Source organism: Salmonella sp. SSDFZ69 (assembly GCF_004010755.1).
Lineage (GTDB): Bacteria > Pseudomonadota > Gammaproteobacteria > Enterobacterales > Enterobacteriaceae > Salmonella > Salmonella enterica.
Window position 1 is genome coordinate 2,868,900 of the sequence record NZ_CP034831.1, and the last position, 25,250, is coordinate 2,894,149.

Consider the following 25,250-nt stretch of genomic DNA (forward strand, 5'->3'; position numbering starts at 1 on the left):
TTCTACCCGTTATCCTCGGACACGCCAAACCACTGATGATACCAGCGAGGTAAAATTTGATCCCGTAAGCCTTGTATGCGCCAGCCCTGCGGAGAAAACAGCAGCGAAATTTGCCCCTGGTGGGGTGTATCAAACCACTGATACGCCTGCTGTCGGTAGCGCTGTTTTACCTTGCGGGACGGCAGCCGCCATGCGTTATAGCGCGATGCGGACGCCAGCGCCGCTTCACCATGTACGCGCTGAATAAATGGTAGCGACGACGACGTATTACTACCATGATGCGGCACCTGGATAAACGTCGCCGCAAGATGTCGCCAGTAACGACTTAGCATTTTTTGTTCAGCGCCCGCTTCGATATCGCCCGTGAGCAGGATGCTATGTACACCGTCATCCACTTTGACCACACAAGAACGGTTATTTCCTCGATCGGCACTTTCGCGTAACGGCCAGTGCGCCTGAAACGTTAGCCCCTGCCATTGCCACTGCTCGCCGCGAAAACAGGGCAAATGTCCCTGCCAGCCTAACGGGCTGCGAATCCACATTGACGGCCAGACCTGCTGTAGCGAACGCAGCCCGCCCCGATGATCCAGATGCTCATGACTCAAAATAACGCCCTCCGGCGTCAGATTATGCCAGCGCAACCAGGGAATAATAACCTGTTGCCCGCTGTCGCCCTCCGGCCATGCCCGACCGGTATCGTAGAGTATTACTTTATCGCCCCTGACGATCGCTATCGCCAGCCCCTGACCGACATCCAGCATATGCACCTGCCATCCGCTGGCGTTTATCGGCCGCCAGAGTGGCCAGCTCATCAACAATAACCCGCATAAACAGACCGCCGGCCAGGTACGCCAGACGTTTAATCGCCACGCGATAAGCATTAGCCAGGGCAAAAACGTCAGCCACTGCCAACGGTTATCAATATTCACCCAGCCCTGCGGTAAAGCATTCAACAGGTAAAATAGCGCGGCTAACGCGCGATCGGTCAGGTACCATACCCACTCTTCAAGAAAAAACGGCCCGGTTAAATGCAGAATCATTCCCGCCAGGATGAGTGGAACCGTCACAAATGTGACCCAGGGTACGGCAAAAAGATTCGCCAGCATTGCGGTAACGCTTATGCCATGAAAAAGCGCCACCTGGAGAGGCAAAAGCAGAAGTGTAATGCCTGCCTGTAGGTGAAGCAGGTTAAGCAACCAACGTAAGCCCCGTGGAAAATTTCCGTTTGGCGCAGGAAACCACTGATACCAGAATAACAGGCCGGCAACCGCAAATGCTGACAGCCAAAGACTTTGTGATATAACCGCCACAGGATCGGCGAAAATAATCGCGGCCAGACAGCAGCACCAGACTTGCCAGCCGCTCCACTGTCGTCCGCTTAATTTTAATCCTCCCCAGACGCTCAGCGCCGCCACCGTGCGCAGCGCAGGCGGTTGTAAGCCGGTAAGCCAGGCATAACATATCGCGCAAAGAATGCCGCCCAGCAATGGCGTCTGCCAACGAATCCATCTGACCGGCAAAAAGAATTGTCCGCCACGGATTAATCCGGCAGCCAATAACGCGGCAAAAGCGATATGCAGGCCGGAAATCGCCATCAAATGGGCCGTCCCCGTATCGCGCATAACGGCCTTCACCTCCTGCGACACCGCTCCCCGCTCCCCCATTCCCAACGCCAGAATAACCTGCTGCCACGGATAAGGCGCAAGCGTAGCGCGAAGCGAAGCAAGATAGCGCCCTCGCAAGCTACACTCAGGGTTAATCGCTTTAGCCTGTAGAAAACGCCCGGTCAACGGTTGATGCTGCGCCAGCGCGTAACGTTGGCTATCAAAACCGCCTTCGTTAAGCTGTCCGTGTACCGCTCTGACCTTCAGCGTCATCGCCCACTGTTGTCCGGCACACACTTCCGTGGGTAAGTACTGGCCATGCAGGACAATCCCTACAGCAGGAAAGAGCGGCTTTCCGCGCAAATGGGTGATTCGCCCATAATGAGTGGTCATATGATCGGTGGCAGTAATGACGACTGTCGCCTCCTGCGTCGCGGCGGGCAGGACGTTTCCCGCCCAGATGGCCTGCCTGGCGGCAAATATCCCCCACATGAAAAAGAGCAAAGTTAATGCCGCGTAGCGCGCATAGTGATGGGGTATGAGGCAAAGCAAACATGCCAGACAAAACAGCACCGCGAGAATCCACGTGTCAGGTAATACTGGCAATATCATGAGCGGAAGTATTCCGCATACTACGCATACGCTGACCGTCGTTATCTTCATAGACACCTCCCTGTGCGGGAAAGTGTGCAGGTTCAGGACGCCATTGTCTGGAGGGGATTTTGTGCTATACGGCGCGGATTCCAGGTTTTTTACCTGATAAATGTAAGACGCAGCAAAAAATGCGAAACGTTTTCCAGTTTTCGGTCGAATAGCGTTTGCGCCTGACGGCGTATAAATGAAAAAAGCACCCTGACGGTGCTTTTTTCGGGTTCAAGTTTTGCGTTAAAACTTAACCGTAAATATTGGCGCGATCGCGCAGTTCTTTACCCGGTTTAAAGTGAGGAACGTATTTTCCTTCCAGTTCCACTTTATCGCCGGTCTTGGGGTTACGTCCGGTACGAGGCGCGCGGTAATGCAAAGAAAAACTGCCGAAACCGCGGATTTCAATACGCTCGCCCTGCGCAAGAGTCGAGGCCATATGCTCCAGCATCTCTTTTACCGCGTCTTCAACCGCCTTAGCGGGAATGTGAGATTGCTGGGTTGCAAGTCTTTCAATCAATTCTGACTTGGTCATAATTCCTCCGGTTCCTTAAAGGCAAATTGGCTGCAGCCGTGAGATTGATTAAGGGCGGCCGTAGCCGCCCTTAGTGCTTGATTACAGGCCGAAACCTGCAATCTGTCAAGTAATCTCGTTATACTTCGGACTAAAAGGCCCGAAGTTTCAGAGGATTACTCGCCTTTAGCTGCTTTGAATGCTTCAGCCATTGCGTTGTTAGAGAAGTTTGCATCTTCCTGTTTGTTAACAGTTGCGATGGCATCTTTCTCATCAGCTTCGTCTTTCGCACGAACAGACAGGCTGATTGCGCGGTTTTTACGATCAACGCCGGTGAATTTAGCTTCAACGTCGTCGCCAACGCTCAGAACCAGAGTCGCATCTTCAACGCGGTCACGGGATGCTTCAGAAGCACGCAGGTAACCTTCAACGCCGTCAGCCAGTTCTACGGTTGCGCCTTTCGCGTCAACTGCAGTGACTTTACCGGTTACGATAGCGCCTTTCTTGTTCAGAGCAACCCAGTTGTTGAACGGATCTTCTGCGAGCTGTTTAACGCCCAGGGAGATACGTTCACGTTCTGCGTCAACCTGCAGAACAACTGCAGCGATTTCGTCGCCTTTTTTGTATTCACGAACTGCTTCTTCGCCTGCAACGTTCCAGGAGATGTCAGACAGGTGAACCAGGCCGTCGATGCCGCCGTCCAGACCGATGAAGATACCGAAGTCAGTGATAGACTTGATTTTACCTTCAACGCGGTCGCCCTTGTTGTGGGTTTCTGCGAACTGCTGCCACGGGTTAGATTTGCACTGCTTCAGACCCAGGGAGATACGACGACGTTCTTCGTCGATATCCAGAACCATCACTTCCACTACGTCGCCAACGTTAACCACTTTGGACGGGTGGATGTTTTTGTTGGTCCAGTCCATTTCGGAAACGTGAACCAGGCCTTCAACGCCTTCTTCGATTTCAACGAAGCAGCCGTAGTCGGTCAGGTTGGTCACGCGACCGGTCAGTTTGGTACCTTCCGGATAACGTTTAGCGATAGCAACCCACGGATCTTCGCCCAGCTGTTTCAGGCCCAGAGATACACGGGTACGCTCGCGGTCGAATTTCAGCACTTTCACGTTGATTTCGTCGCCAACGTTCACGATTTCGCTCGGATGCTTAACGCGTTTCCAGGCCATATCAGTGATGTGCAGCAGGCCGTCAACGCCGCCCAGATCAACGAATGCACCGTAGTCAGTGAGGTTCTTAACGATACCTTTAACTTCCATGCCTTCCTGCAGGTTTTCCAGCAGCTGATCGCGTTCTGCGCTGTTTTCGGATTCGATAACGGCACGACGAGAAACCACAACGTTGTTACGTTTCTGGTCCAGCTTGATTACTTTGAATTCAAGCTCTTTGCCTTCCAGGTGCAGAGTGTCACGCACCGGACGAACGTCTACCAGAGAACCTGGCAGGAACGCGCGAATACCGTTCAGCTCAACAGTGAAGCCACCCTTAACTTTGCCGTTGATAACACCGGTAACAGTTTCAGCATCTTCGTAAGCTTTTTCCAGCGTGATCCATGCTTCGTGACGTTTAGCTTTCTCACGAGAGAGCAGAGTTTCACCGAAGCCGTCTTCTACTGCATCCAGAGCAACGTCAACTTCGTCACCAACCTGGATTTCCAGTTCGCCCTGGGCGTTTTTGAACTGCTCAGCCGGAATGGCAGACTCAGATTTCAGACCGGCGTCAACCAGTACTACGTCTTTGTCGATAGCAACAACAACACCACGAACGATGGAACCCGGGCGGGTTTCGATTTCTTTTAAGGATTCTTCAAAGAGTTGAGCAAAAGATTCAGTCATGTTTAATCTTCAGGTTTCATATTTAACGTCCACCTGGCTCCGTGCCGGATGGGGTTGTTTAACATACCCGCTGTCAGTCCTTTGCAACGGGGGTACTACAAATTCGGTCGCATTTAAGCGAGAGCCAATTTTTGGCGCGCATATTGTAACGCTTTTTCAATCACTTGCTCAATGCTTAATCGGGTAGAATCCAAAACTAATGCATCAGCAGCAGGAACTAACGGCGCTACAGCGCGATTACGATCGCGATCGTCGCGTTCCTTGATCTCGGCCAAAAGGCGTTCAAAGTTAACACTAAAGCCATTCTCCTGCAACTGTAGCATACGTCGATGCGCACGTTCCTCCGAGGAGGCGTCAAGGAAAATTTTTACCGGCGCATCCGGGAAGACCACGGTCCCCATATCGCGTCCATCGGCGATTAAACCAGGCGCTTCGCGGAATGCGCGTTGGCGGCGAAGAAGCGCTTCACGCACGCGTGGGAATGCCGCCACCTGGGATGCCGCGTTCGCGACTTCCTGCGTACGGATTTCGCCGCTAACGTCCTCGCCTTCCAGGATAACTTCCAGGTTGCCGTCCGTTGAGACGAAACGCACGTCCAGATGGGACGCCAGCGGCACCAGCGCATCTTCAGAGGCAAGATCGACATGGTGGTGCAATGCCGCCAGCGCCAGTACGCGGTATATCGCGCCGGAATCCAGCAGATGCCATTGCAATGCTTCCGCCATTGCTTTGCACAAGGTGCCTTTACCTGCACCGCTTGGGCCATCAATGGTTATTACCGGGGCAATTGCCGTCATCTTTATCTCCTTAAACAGGCGTACCGTTAACGTAAACGCCGCGCATTATACGCGCCAACGCTCGCGACCGTTAACGTTGCGTGCAAAAACCAGTTTTGTCTGTAATCAGATGCGGAATAATTGCGCAATTATAGCGGGCCGGCGAGAAACCAGCCCGAAAGATGACAATGATTTACTTTTTATCTTCGGCAATTCTGTCGCGCATATGCTGCGCGCGATCGGCTGAGGCCGGGTGGGAGTCCATCAATGATTTTGCATGACCTGCGTCCATTGTGGCGAATTTATCGAATGCCGTGACTAAGCCCTGGGTGTTAATCCCGCGTTTTTTCAGCAGATCGTAAGAGAAGTCATCCGCATCCGACTCCTGACTGCGAGAAAACGCCGAATTGATGACGCCTTCCGCCAGATCGCCCAATTGAGACTGGGAAAGCTGCGCTGCGACGCCGCTGGTGGCGGAAATCGCATCGCGAGCCGCCAGCGTGGCATAAGCGGTCTGCATTGCCTTGCGAGAGTGCCCTAAAGAGACATGGCCCAGTTCATGGCCCAGTACGCCTTCAATTTCATTATCGGTCATCAGATCCATCAGGCCGGAGTATACGCGAACGCAACCGTTCGCCATCGCCCATGCGTTGATATCGCTGGTCATATAGACTTTATAGCTAACCGGCGTACCGTCAATGTTGTTACCCAGCGCTTTGGCGATTTTGCTCAGACGTTTGGTGTATTTGCTTTTCGAACCTGCCAGTTGATTCTCGCTGTCCATTTGTTTACAGGCATTATTAGATAATGCTTTAACATCCGCATCGGACAGTGTGGCGGCTTTGTAGGCTGACATGCCGGAACTGGCGATTAAATTGCCATTCACGCCATTTTTACATCCTGCCAGTAGCGTGGCGGAAATCGCCACCGCCAGTAGTAATGATTTATTTTTCATACTAATCTTCCGTTGATAACCATTATAAAAAACACATAAATCAATGTGTTAAATCATCAACAAATTAGCATTAGTCATAATTATAAAAATAGTGCGAATACGGACTCGACGCGCCAGCCCGTCGACTGGCGCAACAGAAGAATTAGGCAGGCGTACTCATTCGCGCCAGTTGTTCGAAATAATCAGGGAACGTTTTTGCGGTACATTTAGGGTCCAGGATCGTGACTGGCGTATCGGACAGTGCGACCAGTGAGAAACACATCGCCATACGGTGGTCGTTGTACGTGCCAATATCCGCGTGATGGAGCTTCGCCGGCGGCGTGATACGAATATAGTCGTGCCCTTCTTCGACTTCAGCGCCCACTTTACGTAGCTCGGTCGCCATCGCGAACAGGCGATCGGTTTCTTTCACTCGCCAGTTATAAATATTGCGCAACGTCGTGGTTCCTTTCGCAAACAGCGCCGTGGTGGCAATCGTCATCGCCGCATCCGGAATATGGTTCATATCCATATCTATGGCGTGCAATTCACCGCGCGTGCAGGCAATAAAATCATCGCCCCAGGTAATGGTCGCGCCCATTTTCTCCAGCACATCGGCAAAACGAATATCGCCCTGCATACTTTTGCGGCCAATTCCGGTCACTTTTACCGTGCCGCCTTTTATCGCCCCGGCGGCGAGAAAATAGGACGCTGACGAGGCATCGCCCTCGACCAGATAGCGACCTGGAGAGTGATACTGTTGACCGCCCTTCACGACAAATTGTTGGTAGTGATGGTTCGCTATCTCTACGCCAAAGGTTTTCATTAAATTTAGCGTGATATCAATGTAAGGCTTTGATACCAGTTCGCCTTTAACGCGAATAGTTGTGTCTTCAGGCGCCAGCGGCGCCGTCATCAGCAGAGCGGTCAGGAACTGGCTGGAAACGCTACCATCAACCTCAATGTCGCCGCCGGTAAAACCGCCGCGCAGACGCAGGGGCGGATAGTTTTCCTGCTCCAGGTAATCAATATTCGCCCCGCCCTGACGCAGCGAATCGACCAGATGGCCTATCGGACGCTCTTTCATACGCGGTTCGCCGGTTAACACTATCTCATTTTGCCCCAGACATAGCGCTGCCGCTAACGGACGCATCGCGGTTCCGGCATTACCGAGAAACAGTTCCAGAGCGCCTGACGCGCGTAATGGGCCGCCATTACCCGTGATATCACAGCGGGTGCGATCGGCAGAAAGGGTGTAATTGATCCCCAACGCGCTCAGGGCATTGAGCATATGGCGGACGTCATCGCTATCCAGCAGATTCGTCAGAACGGTTTTACCACAAGCTAAAGCCGCCAGGAGCAAAGCACGGTTTGAAACACTTTTGGAGCCAGGTAAATTAATGGCGCCATCGACCCGCGCGATGGGTTGTAACGTCAGGGATTCCATGAAACTCAACTCTCAAAAAACAGAAATAAAACCCCCACAGACTGGCCGTGGGGATGAAAAAAGAAACGTATTAGCCGTGGCGACGCTCAAAATCGATCATGAAATCGGTTAGCGCTTTTACCCCTTCAATCGGCATGGCGTTATAGATAGAGGCGCGCATCCCGCCAACAACACGGTGCCCTTTTAAGGCGTGCAGACCGGCGGCGAAAGACTCTTCCAGAAAGACCTTGTCCAGCGCATTGTCCGCTAACTGGAACGGAACATTCATCCGCGAACGGTTGGCCTGTGCGACATCGTTACGGTAGAAATCGCTGTTATCAATCACACCGTACAGCAACTCCGCTTTTTGCTGATTGATTTTGTGCATCGCCGCCACGCCGCCCTGCGCTTTCAACCATTTGAACACCAGACCGGAAAGATACCAGGCGAAAGTCGGCGGCGTATTAAACATCGAGTCGTTATCATTCAGGACGGTGTAGTCGAGGATGGACGGGCAGCTCTCATGCGCCTTGCCTAACAGATCCTCCCGGACAATAACCAGCGTCAGTCCTGCCGGACCGATATTCTTCTGCGCGCCAGCATAAATTACGCCATAGCGAGAGACGTCCAGCGGCGCAGACAGGATGGTAGAAGAAAAATCCGCCGTGACGACCACTTCCGGGCCAAAATCCGGCGTTTCATCGATGGCGATGCCGTCAATGGTCTCATTCGGGCAATAGTGTAAATAAGCGGCGTTATCGGAAAGCTGCCACTCGCGCATCGGTTTTACGGCACGTTTGCCGTCAACGGTGATTTTGGCGTCGATAATCTGCGGCGCACAGTATTTTTTGGCTTCTTTGATGGCGCTCGCCGCCCAGTAACCGGCATCGACATAATCCGCCGTGGTTTTATCGCCCAGCAGATTGAGCGGCACGCCAGCAAACTGCCCGCGACCGCCGCCGTGACAAAATAAAACTTTATAGTTGGAGGGGATATTAAGGAGATCGCGAAAATCCTGCTCCGCCTCTTCAGCGACCTGGATAAACTCTTTGCCTCGATGGCTAATTTCCATTACCGACGTACCAAGACCGTGCCAGTCACGCAGTTCCTGTTGCGCCAGTTTAAGTACTTCCGCCGGTAGCATCGCCGGACCTGAACTAAAATTAAAGACCTGAGCCATTTCCCCTCACCACGCTGCATTGTTTCCTGCCTGACAGACATCAGGCAAACGTTATTCATGTGAATATCGGTTTTATCATTCAGTGACACGCGCCGCAATGGGTAAAACAATGCGAGGAGAAAATGCGGCATGCGTCACACAACAGAATCTTCCGGATTAACCGTATAAATCCGATATTTTCGCTGTTAAACAACGCGTTTAGCCCGGCTTGCCTTCGTCCATTCTGGATTTGCGCAGCGCGGACATAATTGCTTTTCCCCGACATTCATGCGTATCACTTCACTGCAACGTACGCAGGCATAGTCGCCAGCCTCCGGCGCCACGATAAAGCGTGGCGTACAGTGCTCAGGAAGAATGCTTAACCCCGGCTTAACGTCTTTATTTTCAAAGAAATAGACGCTGATTTGTCCGTTTGTCTCCAGAATGGCCAGTCTGACCTGCCCCAGTTGCTCAACGCCATTCAAGCGAAGCTCCATAAAAAACTCAAACTCCGTCATGTTCGAGCGCTGCAGTTTTTCCCACGCCAGTTCGCCGTCTTCAACAATGACCACCGACTTGCCTTCCAGCAGATCTTCCAACTTTTCACTATGCGCCATCAGCCACATGACCAGGCGATAGAGCAGCGCCAGGGTGATGAATACCACCAGAACAGGGAGCATCGGAACGTCATCATAAAACGCGACGTCGCCTGCCGCCGATCCCAATGTCAAAATGATCAGCACTTCAAAAAGCGACATTTGCCGTACGCCGCGTCGTCCTGTCACCTTTAAGAAAAGAAACACCAGCACAAAGGTGTAAAAACTACGTAGCGCCACTTCCCCCAAAAACGCTACCGGCACGTTATCCAGCGCCATTCGTTGCAAATCAAATGCTTTCATTTTTTATGCTCTTCCTGTGAATTCCAGTGTAAAAGCATAGCCAATACTTTTATTTCCGCCGATGTCCCGGCGAGATAGCGCCCGTCACATAAAACCCGTATCATTGCGCGCTTTCCGTACGACAAAAGTGATTTTCATGACGCAAACATTTATTCCCGGCAAAGACGCCGCGCTGGAAGACTCCATCGCCCGCTTCCAGCAAAAGTTACTCGACCTCGGCTTTCACATCGAAGAGGCCTCCTGGCTGAACCCGGTGCCAAACGTCTGGTCAGTGCATATTCGCGATAAAGAGTGCGCGTTATGCTTTACCAACGGAAAAGGCGCGACCAAAAAAGCGGCGCTGGCCTCGGCGCTGGGCGAATACTTCGAGCGTCTGTCAACCAACTACTTTTTTGCTGATTTCTGGCTGGGTGAAACCATCGCCAACAGCCCGTTCGTGCATTATCCGAATGAAAAGTGGTTCCCGCTGACTGAAAATGACGACGTACCGGAAGGCTTGCTTGATGCCCGTCTGCGCGCGTTTTACGATCCGGAAAATGAACTCACCGGAAGCCAGTTAATTGATCTTCAGTCCGGCAATGAAGCACGCGGCGTCTGCGGCCTGCCATTTACCCGTCAATCTGATAACCAGACCGTGTATATTCCGATGAATATCATCGGCAACCTGTACGTCTCTAACGGAATGTCCGCCGGCAATACGCGTAATGAAGCCCGCGTTCAGGGACTGTCGGAAGTCTTCGAGCGTTATGTGAAAAATCGCATCATTGCGGAAAGTATCAGTCTGCCGGAGATTCCCGCAGAGGTGATGGCGCGTTATCCGGCGGTAATGGAGTCAATCGCCACGCTGGAAGCCGAGGGTTTCCCGATTTTCGCCTATGACGGCTCGCTGGGCGGTAAGTATCCGGTTATCTGCGTCGTGCTGTTCAACCCGGCTAACGGTACCTGCTTTGCTTCTTTTGGCGCCCATCCTGACTTTGGCGTTGCGCTGGAACGTACAGTGACCGAGCTACTCCAGGGACGCGGACTGAAAGATCTTGATGTCTTCACCCCACCAACGTTCGATGATGAAGAAGTCGCGGAGCACACTAATCTGGAGACCCACTTCATCGACTCCAGCGGCCTGATTTCCTGGGATCTGTTCAAACAGGACGCCGATTACCCGTTCACGGACTGGAGTTTTTCCGGCACTACCGAAGAAGAATTCGCCACGCTGATGGCCATCTTTGCTGCTGAAGATAAAGAAGTTTACATTGCCGATTACGAGCATCTCGGCGTATACGCCTGTCGTATTATCGTACCGGGAATGTCTGATATTTATCCTGCCGAAGATCTGTGGCTGGCCAACAACAATATGGGTAGCCATCTTCGTGAGACTCTGCTTTCGCTGCCCGGTAGCACCTGGAATAAAGAAGACTATCTCAATCTGATTGAACAATTGGATGAAGAAGGTTTTGACGATTTCACCCGCGTGCGTGAGCTGCTGGGTCTGGCGACCGGAGCGGACAATGGTTGGTATACACTGCGCGTCGGCGAATTAAAAGCAATGTTAGCGTTAGCGGGCGGCGATTTGGAGCAGGCGCTAATCTGGACAGAATGGACGATGGAGTTCAATTCGTCGGTCTTTAGTCCGGCACGCGCAAACTATTACCGTTGCCTGCAAACTCTGCTGCTCCTGTCGCAAGAAGATGCGCGTCAGCCGCTGCAATATCTCAATGCTTTTATAAAAATGTATGGCGCGGAGGCTGTAGAAGCCGCCAGCGCTGCGCTTAGCGGTGAAGCGGCTTTTTACGGACTACCGGCTGTCGACCACGATCTACAAGCGTTCCCGGCGCATCAGTCCTTGTTAAAAGCGTATGATAAATTACAGCGCGCGAAAGCGGCATACTGGTCAAAATAAGGCCATATGAGTGACTTAGGGTAGGTTTACCCTCTCGGCTGCGTTATATTACGGGGCGCCTTTGCGGCCCCGTTTTATTTATTTTCACTAAACGACGAAAAATGTAATAACAAGGTTAAATATTGGTTGTTGACATTAAATTAATTGACATAGTGATGTTACTTTATTTGTTGATTACTCCATATTAATTAACCGTGCAGCAGGAGGAGCCAGGAAAAAATTCAACTCTATTTATAATTTTTAAAATTTATTTTTATTAGGATAATCAAAAAGTTACACCGTAATTGCATAAAAGCCATGCGACTTACGGGCCTATAAGCCAGGCGAGATATGATCTATATCAAATTCTCATCTATAATGCTTTGTTAGTATCTCGTCGCCGACTTAATAAAGAGAGAGTTAGTGTGAAAGCTGACAACCCTTTTGACCTTTTACTCCCTGCAGCAATGGCCAAAGTGGCTGAAGAAGCAGGCGTCTATAAAGCAACGAAACATCCGCTTAAGACTTTCTATCTGGCGATTACCGCCGGCGTATTCATTTCAATTGCCTTTGTTTTTTATATTACTGCGACAACCGGTACTGGCGCGATGCCTTATGGTATGGCGAAACTTATCGGGGGTATCTGTTTCTCTTTGGGACTGATTCTCTGTGTTATTTGCGGCGCTGATCTTTTCACCTCTACTGTTCTGATCGTTGTAGCTAAAGCTAGCGGTCGCATCACCTGGGGGCAACTGGCTAAAAACTGGTTAAACGTCTATTTTGGTAACCTGATTGGCGCTCTGCTTTTCGTGTTACTGATGTGGCTTTCCGGCGAGTATATGACTGCCAACGGTCAATGGGGACTTAACGTCCTGCAAACCGCCGACCACAAAATGCACCACACTTTTATTGAAGCTGTCTGCCTCGGTATTCTGGCGAACCTGATGGTTTGTCTGGCCGTGTGGATGAGCTACTCAGGTCGTAGCCTGATGGACAAAGCGTTCATCATGGTACTGCCCGTCGCCATGTTTGTCGCCAGCGGTTTTGAGCACAGTATCGCAAACATGTTTATGATTCCTATGGGTATTGTAATACGCGATTTCGCTACACCGGAGTTTTGGACCGCGGTTGGTTCGTCTCCGGAAAGTTTTTCTCACCTGACCGTGATGAGCTTCATCACTGATAACCTGATTCCGGTCACGATCGGTAATATTATCGGCGGCGGTTTGTTGGTCGGGTTGACATACTGGGTCATTTACCTGCGTGGTAACGAGCATCATTAATCTGTTGATGCCCATTACACGCAGTAAATAAAAAATCCACTTAAGAAGGTAGGTGTTACATGTCCGAGCTTAATGAAAAGTTAGCCACAGCCTGGGAAGGTTTTACCAAAGGTGACTGGCAGAATGAAGTAAACGTCCGTGACTTCATTCAGAAAAACTACACTCCGTATGAGGGTGACGAGTCCTTCCTGGCTGGCGCTACTGACGCGACCACCAAGCTGTGGGACAGCGTAATGGAAGGCGTTAAACAGGAAAACCGCACTCACGCGCCTGTTGACTTTGACACCTCCGTTGCTTCCACCATCACTTCTCACGACGCTGGCTACATCAACAAAGCGCTTGAGAAAATTGTTGGTCTGCAGACTGAAGCTCCGCTGAAGCGTGCGATTATCCCGTTCGGCGGCATCAAAATGGTTGAAGGTTCCTGCAAAGCGTACAATCGCGAGCTGGACCCAATGATCAAAAAAATCTTCACCGAATACCGTAAGACCCACAACCAGGGCGTATTCGACGTTTATACTCCGGACATCCTGCGTTGCCGTAAATCCGGCGTGCTGACCGGTCTGCCGGATGCGTATGGCCGTGGTCGTATCATCGGTGACTACCGTCGCGTAGCGCTGTACGGTATCGACTACCTGATGAAAGACAAATTCGCACAGTTTACGTCTCTGCAATCCGATCTGGAAAACGGCGTAAATCTGGAAGCGACTATCCGTCTGCGTGAAGAAATCGCTGAACAGCACCGCGCTCTGGGTCAGATCAAAGAAATGGCGGCTAAATACGGCTGCGATATCTCTGGTCCGGCGACTAACGCTCAGGAAGCAATCCAGTGGACTTACTTCGGTTACCTGGCTGCGGTTAAATCTCAGAACGGCGCAGCAATGTCCTTCGGTCGTGTATCCACCTTCCTGGATGCGTACATCGAACGTGACCTGAAAGCAGGCAAAATCACCGAGCAAGACGCACAGGAAATGATTGACCACCTGGTCATGAAATTGCGTATGGTTCGCTTCCTGCGTACTCCTGAATATGATGAACTGTTCTCCGGCGACCCGATTTGGGCAACCGAATCTATCGGTGGTATGGGCGTTGATGGCCGTACTCTGGTCACCAAAAACAGCTTCCGCTTCCTGAACACCCTGTACACCATGGGGCCGTCTCCGGAGCCGAACATCACCGTTCTGTGGTCTGAAAAACTGCCGCTGAACTTCAAGAAATTCGCCGCTAAAGTCTCCATCGACACCTCTTCTCTGCAGTACGAGAACGATGACCTGATGCGTCCGGACTTCAACAACGATGACTACGCTATCGCATGCTGCGTAAGCCCGATGATCGTTGGTAAACAAATGCAGTTCTTCGGCGCGCGTGCAAACCTGGCGAAAACCATGCTGTACGCAATCAACGGCGGCGTTGATGAAAAACTGAAAATGCAGGTTGGTCCGAAATCCGAACCGATCAAAGGCGATGTTCTGAACTTCGACGAAGTGATGGATCGCATGGATCACTTCATGGACTGGCTGGCTAAACAGTATGTCACCGCGCTGAACGTTATCCACTACATGCACGACAAGTACAGCTACGAAGCCTCTCTGATGGCGCTGCACGACCGTGACGTTATCCGCACCATGGCGTGTGGTATCGCTGGTCTGTCCGTTGCGGCTGACTCCCTGTCTGCTATCAAATATGCGAAAGTTAAACCGATTCGTGACGAAGATGGTCTGGCTATCGACTTCGAAATCGAAGGCGAATACCCGCAGTTTGGTAACAACGACGCTCGTGTAGATGACATGGCGGTTGACCTGGTAGAACGTTTCATGAAGAAAATTCAGAAACTGACCACCTACCGTGGCGCTATCCCGACGCAGTCTGTTCTGACCATCACTTCTAACGTTGTGTATGGTAAGAAAACCGGTAACACCCCGGATGGTCGTCGCGCTGGCGCGCCGTTCGGACCAGGTGCTAACCCGATGCACGGTCGTGACCAGAAAGGCGCTGTCGCTTCTCTGACCTCCGTTGCTAAACTGCCGTTTGCTTACGCGAAAGATGGTATTTCTTATACCTTCTCTATCGTTCCGAACGCACTGGGTAAAGACGACGAAGTTCGTAAGACTAACCTGGCAGGTCTGATGGATGGTTACTTCCACCACGAAGCGTCCATCGAAGGCGGTCAGCACCTGAACGTCAACGTCATGAACCGTGAAATGCTGCTGGACGCGATGGAACATCCGGAAAAATATCCGCAGCTGACCATCCGTGTATCTGGTTACGCAGTACGTTTTAACTCCCTGACGAAAGAACAGCAGCAGGACGTTATTACTCGTACCTTCACGCAGACCATGTAATGGGTTTGACTGAAATTACGCTATAAAAAGCGTACAAAAAAGGCTCCATGTCAGTGGAGCCTTTTTAATTTTTTATATAAGCATATTGCGACAACCAGAACCGTCACTTATAAATAAAGTGTTATTATGTGATCTATATATTCTTCTCAGAATAGCATCAATTTCTCTTTTATTATTTTGATACTCATTATAATCCTTATTTAATACATCAGAAAACAGCATGGTGTTAGTTTCTATTAAATCAGGTAACAATGACGGTTTATATGCTTGTAGCAGATAGCTAAGTATTGGATGAACCATATCAAACAGGACTTCCCCTTCTAATTCCCAGTAACCTATTTTAAAAAATTGGGTAGCAATACTAAAAGACCCCATTTGAAGACAGCATAGTTTGTTCATCTCCTCTTCAGTAAGCGTACCATTCCATTGAACACATGCCATTTTTCGATCTTCTCCAGATCGCATAAGCTTATAAACTTCATCCTTAATGTCATCATCCTCATTAACTGCATCTTTAAGTTCATTAGCAAAGCCTTCTAATAATTCTGGATAGCGAGCAATTTTTTCTCCATACTTAATACATACTTTAAAAAACAACTCTACTTCATCGTCTTCCATCACTTTAAAAATACAGTTTTCTGAGACGTTGAGGAGACGATGCAAATTACATTTATCAATAACCTGGCCATCAATCTCAAATAAAACTTGTGTCTGATTCATATCAAAACGCATAACAAAGCGCTCTTGTTGAGATGGATTAGCATATTGTTTTAATTGTGTAAAGGCATGTATCTTCTCCATGCCGGTTATATCAACATTAAGTTCAGCTTGATTTTCACGTTCACATCCATGGATGAGTGTATATAATACCTCCAGCATCTCTTTTTTTTTGTGTGTTCTGAAGCAGTCCTTAAATCTATCCCATACCCCCATGTATAGCGCTTCTTCTTTATCAGGACTCATCAAACGGGTTAGCCGTGAAGTATTAACTTCATAGTTATGACGATTACCAAAACTTAACGTAACTGGCATAATAACTCCTTTGATTATTTACCGCGAAAGCAAAATCCAATCCGTTGCTCTCATTTTTTGATTAAAACCACACTCTATTTAAGAGATTGAATCAGTCCGGGTTTAGAAATAACATCAGATTTACACCTGATTGCGCGTTGAATGCAACGCCAGGCGCTGGACAGGCGTAACGTTCTTTGGACGCATCTGAATTATGTTGAGAATTATTTTCGTTCTGACCACAACAAAACAGTGCCAACCATTCGAAAAAAGAGGCGGATCATAAACAGCAAAACCAGGACGCTACGGATGATACACTTACAGTATGTATTGCGGTTCGGGCGTTACGAGCTGATGAATGAGCCAGAATTTCTGGCGGTGCGAGTTATGCAGCATAGATTTGCCGTATATTTTATACTGAATAGAGGTAAAATAGCTCCATTGCAGCACATTCTGGAACAGCCACACATTCTGTAGTCCAAAATTTACGCTCGCAGTACCGCTTTTTTACAGGATGCAACCCCCTTACCAGGGTGCTCAACATGCCCGGAATGTGTCCATAAACCCCATGTTATTTAGAGCTAGCCGAAGCGATATGAGTAACTTAACCGATTGTATTACAAATGAAAGTGTTGCAGTAACTGCTGATAAAAAGCCGGTTATTGGTCGCATTCACTCCTTTGAATCCTGTGGCACCGTTGATGGCCCGGGCATCCGCTTTATTACCTTTTTCCAGGGCTGCCTGATGCGCTGCCTGTATTGCCATAACCGCGACACATGGGATACGCATGGCGGTAAAGAAATCACCGTTGAAGACTTAATGAAAGAGGTGGTGACCTATCGGCATTTTATGAATGCTTCTGGCGGCGGCGTGACGGCATCCGGCGGCGAGGCCATTTTGCAGGCAGAATTTGTACGCGACTGGTTTCGCGCCTGTAAAAAAGAAGGTATCCACACCTGTCTCGACACCAACGGCTTTGTGCGCCGTTATGACCCGGTGATTGATGAACTGCTGGACGTTACCGATCTGGTGATGCTCGATCTCAAGCAGATGAATGATGAGATCCACCAGAATCTGGTCGGTGTCTCTAATCACCGGACGCTGGAATTCGCGCAGTATTTATCAAAGAAAAATGTGAAGGTCTGGATCCGTTACGTTGTCGTTCCCGGCTGGTCTGACGACGATGATTCCGCGCATCGCCTGGGCGAGTTTACCCGCGATATGGGTAATGTCGAAAAAATCGAGCTGCTGCCCTATCATGAGCTGGGCAAACATAAATGGGTGGCAATGGGCGAAGAATATAAACTGGATGGCGTGAAGCCGCCTAAAAAAGAGACCATGGAGCGTGTAAAGGGTATTCTTGAGCAGTATGGTCATAAAGTAATGTATTAATCGCCTGCTATCTTATCCGCTTTTAAACGGCTACCCATGAGGGTAGCCGTTTTGCTGTCTGGATAACGCTCTTACCGCTAAAATACCCGACCCCGCCGTCAGACAGGCCTGGTTAACAATATTGCGCTTACCAGGTATTAAATACAGAGTCGCTTATCTGCTGCTGGGTTGAAGGTCTGACAACTATTGCTGCCCCGGCGCCTGTTAATACCGTGGTCTCCGCCTGGAACCCAGGCACCTGTAACCTTAAAAGGCGCTCGCCTGACAGGAGCGCCGTGGAAAAGAGCGTCGTTATGTGTTTCTACGCGCCAGCAGTGGGAAAATTAATCCCAACCCGACCAGGACAAAAGGCGTCACGATGTTCAACGTCAGCTGGAATGTCCACTCCGGCGTGAACGCCTCCATTTTGGGGAAAATACCGGTAAGGCAGGCAAACGCGGTGAAGGCAAAACACCATATCCCCACAGTTAACGCCAACGCCCGGTTGCGAATAAACACATATTCGGGTTTGTACTTTTGCGCCAGTCGAATGACGGCAATAAAGGCGACAAATACCCACAGATAGCGCAGCGGCATAACAACTGAGTTGAGATTAAGCAGCCATTTGTACAGGTTGTTCATATCGCCGATGCCAAGCGTTGGCAACATAATCAAGATAGCGACCAACACTAATGTCAGCAAATAACCGTTAACTGGCGTACCTGAAGCGTTAGTACGACATAAGCGCTGCGGGATATATTTACTGTCTGCATCACCCAGTAAGACTTTCAGTGGCGCATCAATAGAAAACACCAGCGCGGCGATTTGCCCCAGAGTATTGGCAATGGCATAAATCACCATTAATGAATTACCCATATGGTAATACTCACCCAATTTCTGGAATGCATAATATTGCCCATTGGTCATTAAATCGTCAGGTATATGCCGCGAATCAAACATCATTCCCATCGCCAACGAACCGAGGATAGCGCAGACCGCAACCATGACGGCTAAAAAGAGCATCCCCTTCGGAAATTCTTTTCCTGGATTCCGCGTCTGGTTAACGTAAGGCGAGATCTTCTCTGCCCCACCAACCGCAAAGACCAACATAGAGATGGTGGTGATATAGGTAAAATCGATATGAGGAATAAATGACTGCCAGGTGATGTTAGTGGTCGCAATTTCAACGTTTGTAATTGCTGGCGCGGTCACTGCCATCACAACATATAAAATTGACATGATAAACATGGCAATTCCGGCCACAGACCCAACAACCTTTAGCGATTTCATCCCCCGGGAAGCAACCCACATAAAGAAAACAAACAATGCCAGCGTCAGCCCCTGCAAGGCAACGACGGTATATTCTTTTATCAACGAGCCGTCGCCTTTTAAAGCCCATCCCAATGCAATGAGTATCGCCTGCGGCTTTTGCGCCAGGTAGGGAATATGCACGACCCAATAGGTCCATGCCGCAAGGTAAGCCAACCCCGGCCCCATCGTATGCTTAATCCAGGTACTGACGCCCCCTTTTCCCTCTTTGAAGGTTGAGCCCAGTTGCCCCACGATTAAGGCATAAGGAATGAAATAGAGCGCAAAAATAAACACCCAGGAGAAGACAACCACTAACCCCTGGTTAGCATAGTTATTGACAACATTGCCGAATCCCCAAACGGTAATAAACGACATCAGGGCGATGTTGTACCATCGCAACTGTTTTTCCTGCACATTCGGCATAACGCGATCCTTCGTGAACACAATGCTATTACTATAAATGAAGCGGGGGATTATGCGCGGTAAAGACGAAGAGAGAAAATAGAGGAGCGCAAAATTATAACCTTCGGCACATTTTATTTTTCAGTAAAGCAAGAAAATTATGCAGGTCAATTATTTTACGTAAAACATAAACAAAGAGTATGCAAGACTCACGTCCTGCATACGATTCAGAGAACAGTCAGATGTGGGCGACAGGATTAGGCGTCTGGCCGGCGTTACGTAACAGCATCAGCAGATAAATAAACGATACGCTGGCGATCATAATAAACAGCAGATTATCTGAATAATTCTGCATTAACATCGCAGCAAAAGACGGCCCCAACAGGCTCCCTACCGTATAACTTAGCAACAGCGCCTGGTTCATTGCCACAAGCTGGTGGTGTTCGACTTTTTCACAGGCCCAGGCCATTGCAACGGGATAAAGCGTAAAACCCGCCGCCCCCAGAATAAACAGAGCTGGCGCCATCGCCGCCTGGGTTAACATGGCAATACTACCGAGTATGACAACGAATACCTGTACGCGTAACACCAGCAAGCGACCAAATTTGTCCGCCAGACGTCCCATTGGCCATTGCCCCAAAATGCCGGCGCTCACCAGCACCGCCATCCAGAAACCGATGCTGGCGTTAGCCATCCCCTGATGCTTCAGATATAACGGCATCAGGCCATATAATGAACCAAGAACAATGCCGGAAATAATACAACCATTCACGCCAAGACGCGCCTGGCGTAGCTTCAGCATGGCGCTAATAGAAGAGGAATGACGTGCCTGCGTTTGCTGATTTACAATTCGGGTAAAGAGTAGCGGCAGAATTCCCGCCAGAATCATTCCGGTCACCCAGGGAAGGACGTGCAGCAATTCACCAGATACTTTACTGACCAATAATTGTCCAAGGAAGGTCCCCATGTAATAGACCATCATATAGGCAGCCAGCAGGCGCCCGCGATTATGCGAGGTTCCGCTGCACATCAACGCGCTTTCGACAACCACCCAAATCATGGCGCAGCCGATACCGGCAATAAAACGCCAGCTCATCCAGCTCCAGAACCCCACCATCACCCCCAACCCGACACAACCCGCGGCGAAGATCACCGAGGCAAGATAATAGCTACGGTTAAACCCAATGCGTTTAATTAAATACCCGGTAAATAACGTCCCGACCAGATTGCCGGTAAAATAAGACGAGCTGACCATCCCCACCTGCCAGGTCGGAAGGTTTGCCTGAGCAAGCCACAGCGGCACAAGCGTATTCAGTACCGCAATGGCCAGGGTCAACAAAAGTAGCCCGCACAGCAAAAGCATGACGGGACGGGTATAGGTGGACATGAATAAAAACCGTGAGGAAGTTCAAATTTCATGCGCATCATGCCATCGCCAAAAACATTGTCAATCGGCTCCGCATGGGCGATCCGCAAGTTTTGAGACTATCGATTTGATTTACTTATTCTGTACGTGAATATATTGAAAGGCTAAAAATTCATCCCCTTGTTTTTATTGATCTAACCCGCAAAATCGGCGTTTTGTTCAGTCGAAAAATTTCATGGTTCCTTTAGCTTCGTTTTCTTCTCTATGGATTTATATGCGCCTTCTCCACCCCGGTTATATTCCTTAGATTGATGGTGGCTAAAGGCGCATTCGGCCTGCACGTTCTGCAGGCCGAATGCGCGTCAACGCGTTAGCTGGCTACCGCCATGCCCACGGTCATATGCAGCCCATAGAATACGCCGCGGCCAATCAATTCCCCCGCCAGCATCAGAATGAAGGCGACAGAGAGCAACGGTACCGCAGGTTGATACCCTTTTAACTGTGGCACAATCCAGCAGCACAACGCCGCCGCAAGCAGCACCATACGCCAGGCCATCAGGGAACCATAATCCGGCACCAGAGCAGACGCCTGCTGAATGGAACTGTGAATCGTCGCCAGTTCCGCGCCCTGCATGGCCACCATAATGGCAATAACCACCAGCGCCAGCACCGAAACCGCAGGCAACAGACGCATCGCCCAACCGTTCACGCCTGCGATGCGCAGCAGCAGATAACCCAGTAGCGGCCCCCCCATAAAGAGCGTCAGGAAGAAGCCCAGCGGCGTCCAGACGCTATACCAGGTCGGTACTGTATCGATGCTGTTATAGACGCGTACCATCATCCAGACGAAGACGACGCCCAGTACCATCGTGATAATCAGCCAGAGTGTGCGCAGTGCCGGCGGCAGCTTTTTCAGTACCGCCAGCAGCCAGCCAATCCCGCCGACCGCAAAAAACACCGAGCCGCTGGCAATTTCATTGCTCAGTGCGGAAGCACCCACGCGGTTAAGCGAGTTAAACGCGCGCATCGGCGAGCCCAGATGCAGCATCGAGGCGATAAAGCCAATCCCCATCAGCACCCACAGACCAAACATACAGGCGATCACCCGCTGCTGCGTTTCCGCGCGCAGGTCGCCCTTCATCAGCGCCAGAGCCAGAACAATAAAACCACCGGCCACGCACTGACCAAAGACCGTGAAGATCATCAACGGCCATTCATGCCATCCACTTCCCATCTTATACCTCCTTCGGATTGGCCAGATAACCGGTAGTGTCCCCGGTCGGGCGGCTGTTGGCGTTGGGTTTAATCACAATATTCGGCTTCGTGAAATGCGCGCGCGGCAGCGGCGCGACGGCAGCCAGCTCACCGTGTTTTTTGCGCAGTTCGTCTATCGGGCCAAAATCCAGCGCCCGTAGCGGGCAGGATTCCACGCAAATCGGTTTCTTGCCTTCCGCCACCCGGTCATAACAGCCATCGCACTTGGTCATATGACCTTTGGCGGCGTTGTACTGCGGCGCGCCGTACGGGCAGGCCATGTGGCAGTAGCGGCAACCGATACAGACCTCTTCGTTCACTACCACAAAACCGCCATCGCGCTTGTGCATCGCGCCGCTCGGGCAGACTTTGGTACAGGCCGGGTCTTCGCAGTGGTTGCATGAAATGGAGAGATAATAGGCAAAGACGTTCTGGTGCCAGACGCCGTTATCTTCCTGCCAGTCGCCGCCTGCATACTCATAAATGCGGCGGAAGCTGACATCCGGGGTCAAATCTTTGTAGTCCTTGCAGGCCAGTTCGCAGGTTTTGCAACCGGTGCAACGGCTGGAATCAATAAAAAATCCATACTGGGTTGTCATCGGTTACTCCTTACGCCTTTTCAACCTGAACGAGGTTCGTATGTGACGGGTTCCCCTTCGCCAGCGGAGAAGGACGTTGGGTCGTCAGTACGTTAATACATCCGCCCTGATCCACGCGTTTTGCATCCGGGTCATACCATGCGCCTTCTCCCAGGGCGACCACGCCCGGCATCATGCGCGGCGTCACTTTAGCCTCGATGTGTACTTCGCCGCGATCGTTGAAGATGCGGACTTTATCGCCATTGTTGATACCGCGTTTCTGCGCATCCATTGGGTTAATCCACATTTCCTGGCGACAGGCGGCTTTCAGTACGTCTACGTTGCCATAAGTGGAATGCACACGCGCTTTATAGTGGAAACCCGTCAACTGCAGCGGGAATTTATCCGTTAGCGGATCGTTATAGTTTTCAAAACCTGGCGTGTAGATCGGTAATGGATCGATAACGTCGCCTTCCGGCAGCTCCCAGGTGGCGGCGATATCCGCCAACGCCTGTGAATAGATTTCAATCTTGCCCGATGGCGTTGTAAGTGGATTCGCTTGCGGATCTTCGCGGAAGTCTTTATAGGCGACATGGTGGCCTTCGGGGTCGCGCTGTTTGAAGATGCCTTGCTTACGGAACTCCTCAAAGGTGGGCAGATTCGGAATGGATTTACGCGACTGTTCGTACAGATGACGCATCCACTCTTCTTGCGTCCGTCCTTCGGTAAACTGTTGTTCCACGCCAAGACGTTTCGCCAGTTCGCTGGTCATCTCATAAATCGTCTTACACTCGAAGCGCGGTTTAATCGCCTGGTCAGTGAAGATAACGTAAGACATGTTCCCGCAGGAGGCATCCAGCGCAAAGTCCATCTGCTCAGAAGCAGTGCAATCAGGCAACAGAATATCGGCGTATTTTGCCGACGAGGTCATATGACAGTCGATAACGACGATCATTTCGCATTTCTTGTCATCCTGCAGGATTTCGTGGGTGCGGTTAATCTCAGAGTGCTGGTTAATCAAACAGTTGCCAGCATAGTTCCAGATCATTTTGATCGGCACGTCCAGCTTATCTTTACCCCGCACGCCATCACGCAACGCCGTCATTTCCGGGCCGCGTTCAATGGCATCGGTCCACATAAACATGGAGATGCTGGTTTCAACCGGATTTTCCAACGTGGGCATACGTTCAAATGGCAGGGCATAAGACCCTTCGCGCGCGCCACTGTTACCGCCGTTAATCCCAACATTACCCGTCAGGATCGCCAGCATCGAGATGGCGCGCGTGGCGATTTCTCCATTAGCATGACGCTGTGGCCCCCACCCCTGGCAAATATAGGCGGGTTTAGCGCTGCCGATTTCTCGCGCCAGCTTAATAATGCGATCCGCCGGAATACCGGTAATTTGCGCCGCCCACTCCGGCGTCTTCGCAATACCGTCTTTACCCTGGCCCAGAATATAGGCTTTGTAGTGACCGTTTTTCGGCGCGCTGGCAGGCAAGGTTTTTTCGTCATAACCGACGCAATATTTATCCAGGAACGGCTGATCGACCATGTTCTCGGTGATTAAGACATATGCCAGACCATTGACCAGCGCCGCATCGGTACCTGGACGAATCGGAATCCACTCATCTTCGCGACCGGCGCCGGTGTCGGTGTAACGAGGATCGATAATGATCATCCGCGCGTTTGATTTCTGCCGCGCCTGTTCAAGGTAATAGGTTACACCGCCCCCGCTCATGCGGGTTTCGCCAGGGTTATTACCAAACAACACCACCAGCTTACTGTTTTCAATGTCGGATGGACTATTGCCATCCGCCCAGCCGCCATAGGTGTAGTTCAGACCCGCTGCGATTTGCGCGGAAGAGTAATCACCGTAGTGGTTAAGATAACCGCCGCAGCAGTTCATCAGACGAGCGACCAGCGTTTTTCCCGGCGGCCATGAACGTGTCAAAGTGCCGCCCAGCGTTCCCGTGCCATAGTTCAGATAAATGGACTCGTTGCCATACTCTTTGATAAGACGCTGCATATTGGTGGCAATGATATCGTAGGCTTCGTCCCAGCTAATACGCTCAAATTTACCTTCGCCGCGGGCGCCGACGCGCTTCATCGGATACTTGAGCCGATCCGGGTTATAGACGCGACGACGCATAGAACGACCGCGCAGGCAGGCGCGAACCTGATGCAAGCCATCGTAATCATCGTTTCCGGTATTATCCGTTTCTACATATTTGATTTCGCCATCCACAACATGCATACGTAGCGGACAACGGCTGCCACAGTTTACCGTACAGGCGCTCCAGACGACTTTCTCGCCGGTTTTCGCCGGGCTTATTGCCTCTGCGGCGTTAGCGATGCGGGTAAATGGCAGGGTAAATGCGCTACTGGCCATCGCCAGGCCGCCTATCGCGGTGGTTTTGACTAAACCACGACGGCTCACCTCGGCTGCCAGCACGGCATCAGGGATCTTAGTTTTCATAAGGGCTCACTCTGCTGCTCACAATAAAAAATAATAAAACGATGTATAGAATTTTATATAGCGATAACGTCGCTATAAAGTCTGATATATATCGAAAAAGTAGAAAAATAGTGTTAAAAACTGACCTTCATTCGAAATCAGTATTACCCCTAATAGGGTAGGGATTATTGTCCGG

At 50.6% G+C, this 25,250-nt stretch carries 18 protein-coding genes and 1 pseudogene; 5 read left to right on the forward strand and 14 right to left on the reverse strand.

Going from position 1 to position 25,250, the window contains the following annotated elements; all coding sequences use genetic code 11:
* Nucleotides 1-2 precede the first annotated feature (2 nt).
* From EOS98_RS14455 to EOS98_RS14490, 8 genes are all read right to left on the reverse strand, one after another.
* Nucleotides 3-2,267, reverse strand: coding sequence for a ComEC family protein (locus EOS98_RS14455; protein ID WP_023193417.1), 2,265 nt, complete (start codon nt 2,265-2,267; stop codon nt 3-5).
* A 229-nt stretch (nt 2,268-2,496) separates the two neighbouring features.
* The gene (gene ihfB, locus EOS98_RS14460) at nt 2,497-2,781 is read right to left on the reverse strand and encodes an integration host factor subunit beta (RefSeq protein ID WP_000167332.1); all 285 of its coding nucleotides are present in this window, start codon (nt 2,779-2,781) and stop codon (nt 2,497-2,499) included.
* Between the two features lie 155 nt (nt 2,782-2,936).
* Nucleotides 2,937-4,610, reverse strand: coding sequence for a 30S ribosomal protein S1 (gene rpsA, locus EOS98_RS14465; protein ID WP_000140324.1), 1,674 nt, complete (start codon nt 4,608-4,610; stop codon nt 2,937-2,939).
* Between the two features lie 113 nt (nt 4,611-4,723).
* Nucleotides 4,724-5,407, reverse strand: a complete 684-nt coding sequence (cmk, locus tag EOS98_RS14470; RefSeq protein ID WP_000125007.1) for a (d)CMP kinase — start codon at nt 5,405-5,407, stop codon at nt 4,724-4,726.
* Between the two features lie 172 nt (nt 5,408-5,579).
* The gene (locus EOS98_RS14475; protein ID WP_000792301.1) at nt 5,580-6,341 is read right to left on the reverse strand and encodes a M48 family metallopeptidase; all 762 of its coding nucleotides are present in this window, start codon (nt 6,339-6,341) and stop codon (nt 5,580-5,582) included.
* A gap of 142 nt (nt 6,342-6,483) precedes the next feature.
* Entirely contained in the window at nt 6,484-7,767 is a 1,284-nt protein-coding gene (aroA, locus tag EOS98_RS14480) for a 3-phosphoshikimate 1-carboxyvinyltransferase (RefSeq protein WP_023136934.1), read from the reverse strand.
* 70 nt (nt 7,768-7,837) lie between these two features.
* Nucleotides 7,838-8,926, reverse strand: a complete 1,089-nt coding sequence (serC, locus tag EOS98_RS14485; protein WP_000079590.1) for a 3-phosphoserine/phosphohydroxythreonine transaminase — start codon at nt 8,924-8,926, stop codon at nt 7,838-7,840.
* Nucleotides 8,927-9,111: 185 nt separating this feature from the next.
* Entirely contained in the window at nt 9,112-9,804 is a 693-nt protein-coding gene (locus EOS98_RS14490) for a DUF421 domain-containing protein (protein ID WP_000642868.1), read from the reverse strand.
* Nucleotides 9,805-9,940: 136 nt separating this feature from the next.
* On the opposite strand from EOS98_RS14490, the gene ycaO reads away from it, so the two are divergent.
* The 3 genes from ycaO to pflB all read left to right on the forward strand — a co-directional run bounded on the left by ycaO (nt 9,941) and on the right by pflB (nt 15,305).
* Nucleotides 9,941-11,701, forward strand: a complete 1,761-nt coding sequence (gene ycaO, locus EOS98_RS14495) for a 30S ribosomal protein S12 methylthiotransferase accessory factor YcaO (protein WP_126524160.1) — start codon at nt 9,941-9,943, stop codon at nt 11,699-11,701.
* Nucleotides 11,702-12,105: 404 nt separating this feature from the next.
* Nucleotides 12,106-12,963: a formate transporter FocA gene (gene focA / locus EOS98_RS14500; RefSeq protein ID WP_000642539.1), complete on the forward strand. Its 858-nt coding sequence runs from the start codon at nt 12,106-12,108 to the stop codon at nt 12,961-12,963.
* Between the two features lie 59 nt (nt 12,964-13,022).
* The gene (pflB, locus tag EOS98_RS14505) at nt 13,023-15,305 is read left to right on the forward strand and encodes a formate C-acetyltransferase (protein ID WP_001292799.1); all 2,283 of its coding nucleotides are present in this window, start codon (nt 13,023-13,025) and stop codon (nt 15,303-15,305) included.
* A 72-nt stretch (nt 15,306-15,377) separates the two neighbouring features.
* Here the strand turns inward: pflB and sopD2 are convergent, their stop codons facing one another.
* A complete protein-coding gene (gene sopD2, locus EOS98_RS14510; RefSeq protein WP_127821178.1) occupies nt 15,378-16,337 on the reverse strand; it encodes a type III secretion system effector SopD2 in 960 nt (319 codons plus the stop codon).
* A gap of 130 nt (nt 16,338-16,467) precedes the next feature.
* Between sopD2 and EOS98_RS24890 the strand changes: the two are divergent.
* Nucleotides 16,468-16,793, forward strand: a pseudogene (locus EOS98_RS24890) (cytoplasmic protein).
* 118 nt (nt 16,794-16,911) lie between these two features.
* A complete protein-coding gene (pflA, locus tag EOS98_RS14520) occupies nt 16,912-17,709 on the forward strand; it encodes a pyruvate formate lyase 1-activating protein (protein ID WP_000067928.1) in 798 nt (265 codons plus the stop codon).
* Between the two features lie 291 nt (nt 17,710-18,000).
* Here pflA and EOS98_RS14525 read toward each other — a convergent pair whose 3' ends face one another.
* The 5 genes from EOS98_RS14525 to dmsA all read right to left on the reverse strand — a co-directional run bounded on the left by EOS98_RS14525 (nt 18,001) and on the right by dmsA (nt 25,075).
* Nucleotides 18,001-19,422 (reverse strand): APC family permease, encoded by a 1,422-nt coding sequence (locus tag EOS98_RS14525; RefSeq protein WP_001134264.1) that lies wholly within the window; start codon nt 19,420-19,422, stop codon nt 18,001-18,003.
* Nucleotides 19,423-19,639: 217 nt separating this feature from the next.
* Complete coding sequence (locus EOS98_RS14530) at nt 19,640-20,788, reverse strand: MFS transporter (RefSeq protein ID WP_126524161.1); 1,149 nt, start codon at nt 20,786-20,788, stop codon at nt 19,640-19,642.
* Nucleotides 20,789-21,137: 349 nt separating this feature from the next.
* A complete protein-coding gene (locus EOS98_RS14535; protein ID WP_000534681.1) occupies nt 21,138-22,001 on the reverse strand; it encodes a dimethyl sulfoxide reductase anchor subunit family protein in 864 nt (287 codons plus the stop codon).
* Nucleotide 22,002: 1 nt separating this feature from the next.
* On the reverse strand, nt 22,003-22,620 hold the full coding sequence (gene dmsB, locus EOS98_RS14540) for a dimethylsulfoxide reductase iron-sulfur subunit DmsB (RefSeq protein ID WP_097360736.1): 618 nt from the start codon (nt 22,618-22,620) through the stop codon (nt 22,003-22,005).
* Between the two features lie 10 nt (nt 22,621-22,630).
* Entirely contained in the window at nt 22,631-25,075 is a 2,445-nt protein-coding gene (gene dmsA, locus EOS98_RS14545) for a dimethylsulfoxide reductase subunit A (protein ID WP_000850250.1), read from the reverse strand.
* Between the last annotated feature and the right edge of the window lie 175 nt (nt 25,076-25,250).

Bases quoted from the DNA above. Each gene is read 5' to 3' on its own strand.
- EOS98_RS14490 (WP_000642868.1), bottom strand. From the start codon at position 9,804: ATGAAAGCATTTGATTTGCAACGAATGGCGCTGGATAACGTGCCGGTA.
- EOS98_RS14455 (WP_023193417.1), bottom strand. From the start codon at position 2,267: ATGAAGATAACGACGGTCAGCGTATGCGTAGTATGCGGAATACTTCCG.
- serC (WP_000079590.1), bottom strand. From the start codon at position 8,926: ATGGCTCAGGTCTTTAATTTTAGTTCAGGTCCGGCGATGCTACCGGCG.
- EOS98_RS14530 (WP_126524161.1), bottom strand. From the start codon at position 20,788: ATGTCCACCTATACCCGTCCCGTCATGCTTTTGCTGTGCGGGCTACTT.
- pflB (WP_001292799.1), top strand. From the start codon at position 13,023: ATGTCCGAGCTTAATGAAAAGTTAGCCACAGCCTGGGAAGGTTTTACC.
- ycaO (WP_126524160.1), top strand. From the start codon at position 9,941: ATGACGCAAACATTTATTCCCGGCAAAGACGCCGCGCTGGAAGACTCC.
- EOS98_RS14535 (WP_000534681.1), bottom strand. From the start codon at position 22,001: ATGGGAAGTGGATGGCATGAATGGCCGTTGATGATCTTCACGGTCTTT.
- pflA (WP_000067928.1), top strand. From the start codon at position 16,912: ATGAGTAACTTAACCGATTGTATTACAAATGAAAGTGTTGCAGTAACT.
- rpsA (WP_000140324.1), bottom strand. From the start codon at position 4,610: ATGACTGAATCTTTTGCTCAACTCTTTGAAGAATCCTTAAAAGAAATC.
- dmsB (WP_097360736.1), bottom strand. From the start codon at position 22,620: ATGACAACCCAGTATGGATTTTTTATTGATTCCAGCCGTTGCACCGGT.
- EOS98_RS14475 (WP_000792301.1), bottom strand. From the start codon at position 6,341: ATGAAAAATAAATCATTACTACTGGCGGTGGCGATTTCCGCCACGCTA.
- dmsA (WP_000850250.1), bottom strand. From the start codon at position 25,075: ATGAAAACTAAGATCCCTGATGCCGTGCTGGCAGCCGAGGTGAGCCGT.
- aroA (WP_023136934.1), bottom strand. From the start codon at position 7,767: ATGGAATCCCTGACGTTACAACCCATCGCGCGGGTCGATGGCGCCATT.
- sopD2 (WP_127821178.1), bottom strand. From the start codon at position 16,337: ATGCCAGTTACGTTAAGTTTTGGTAATCGTCATAACTATGAAGTTAAT.
- ihfB (WP_000167332.1), bottom strand. From the start codon at position 2,781: ATGACCAAGTCAGAATTGATTGAAAGACTTGCAACCCAGCAATCTCAC.
- cmk (WP_000125007.1), bottom strand. From the start codon at position 5,407: ATGACGGCAATTGCCCCGGTAATAACCATTGATGGCCCAAGCGGTGCA.
- EOS98_RS14525 (WP_001134264.1), bottom strand. From the start codon at position 19,422: ATGCCGAATGTGCAGGAAAAACAGTTGCGATGGTACAACATCGCCCTG.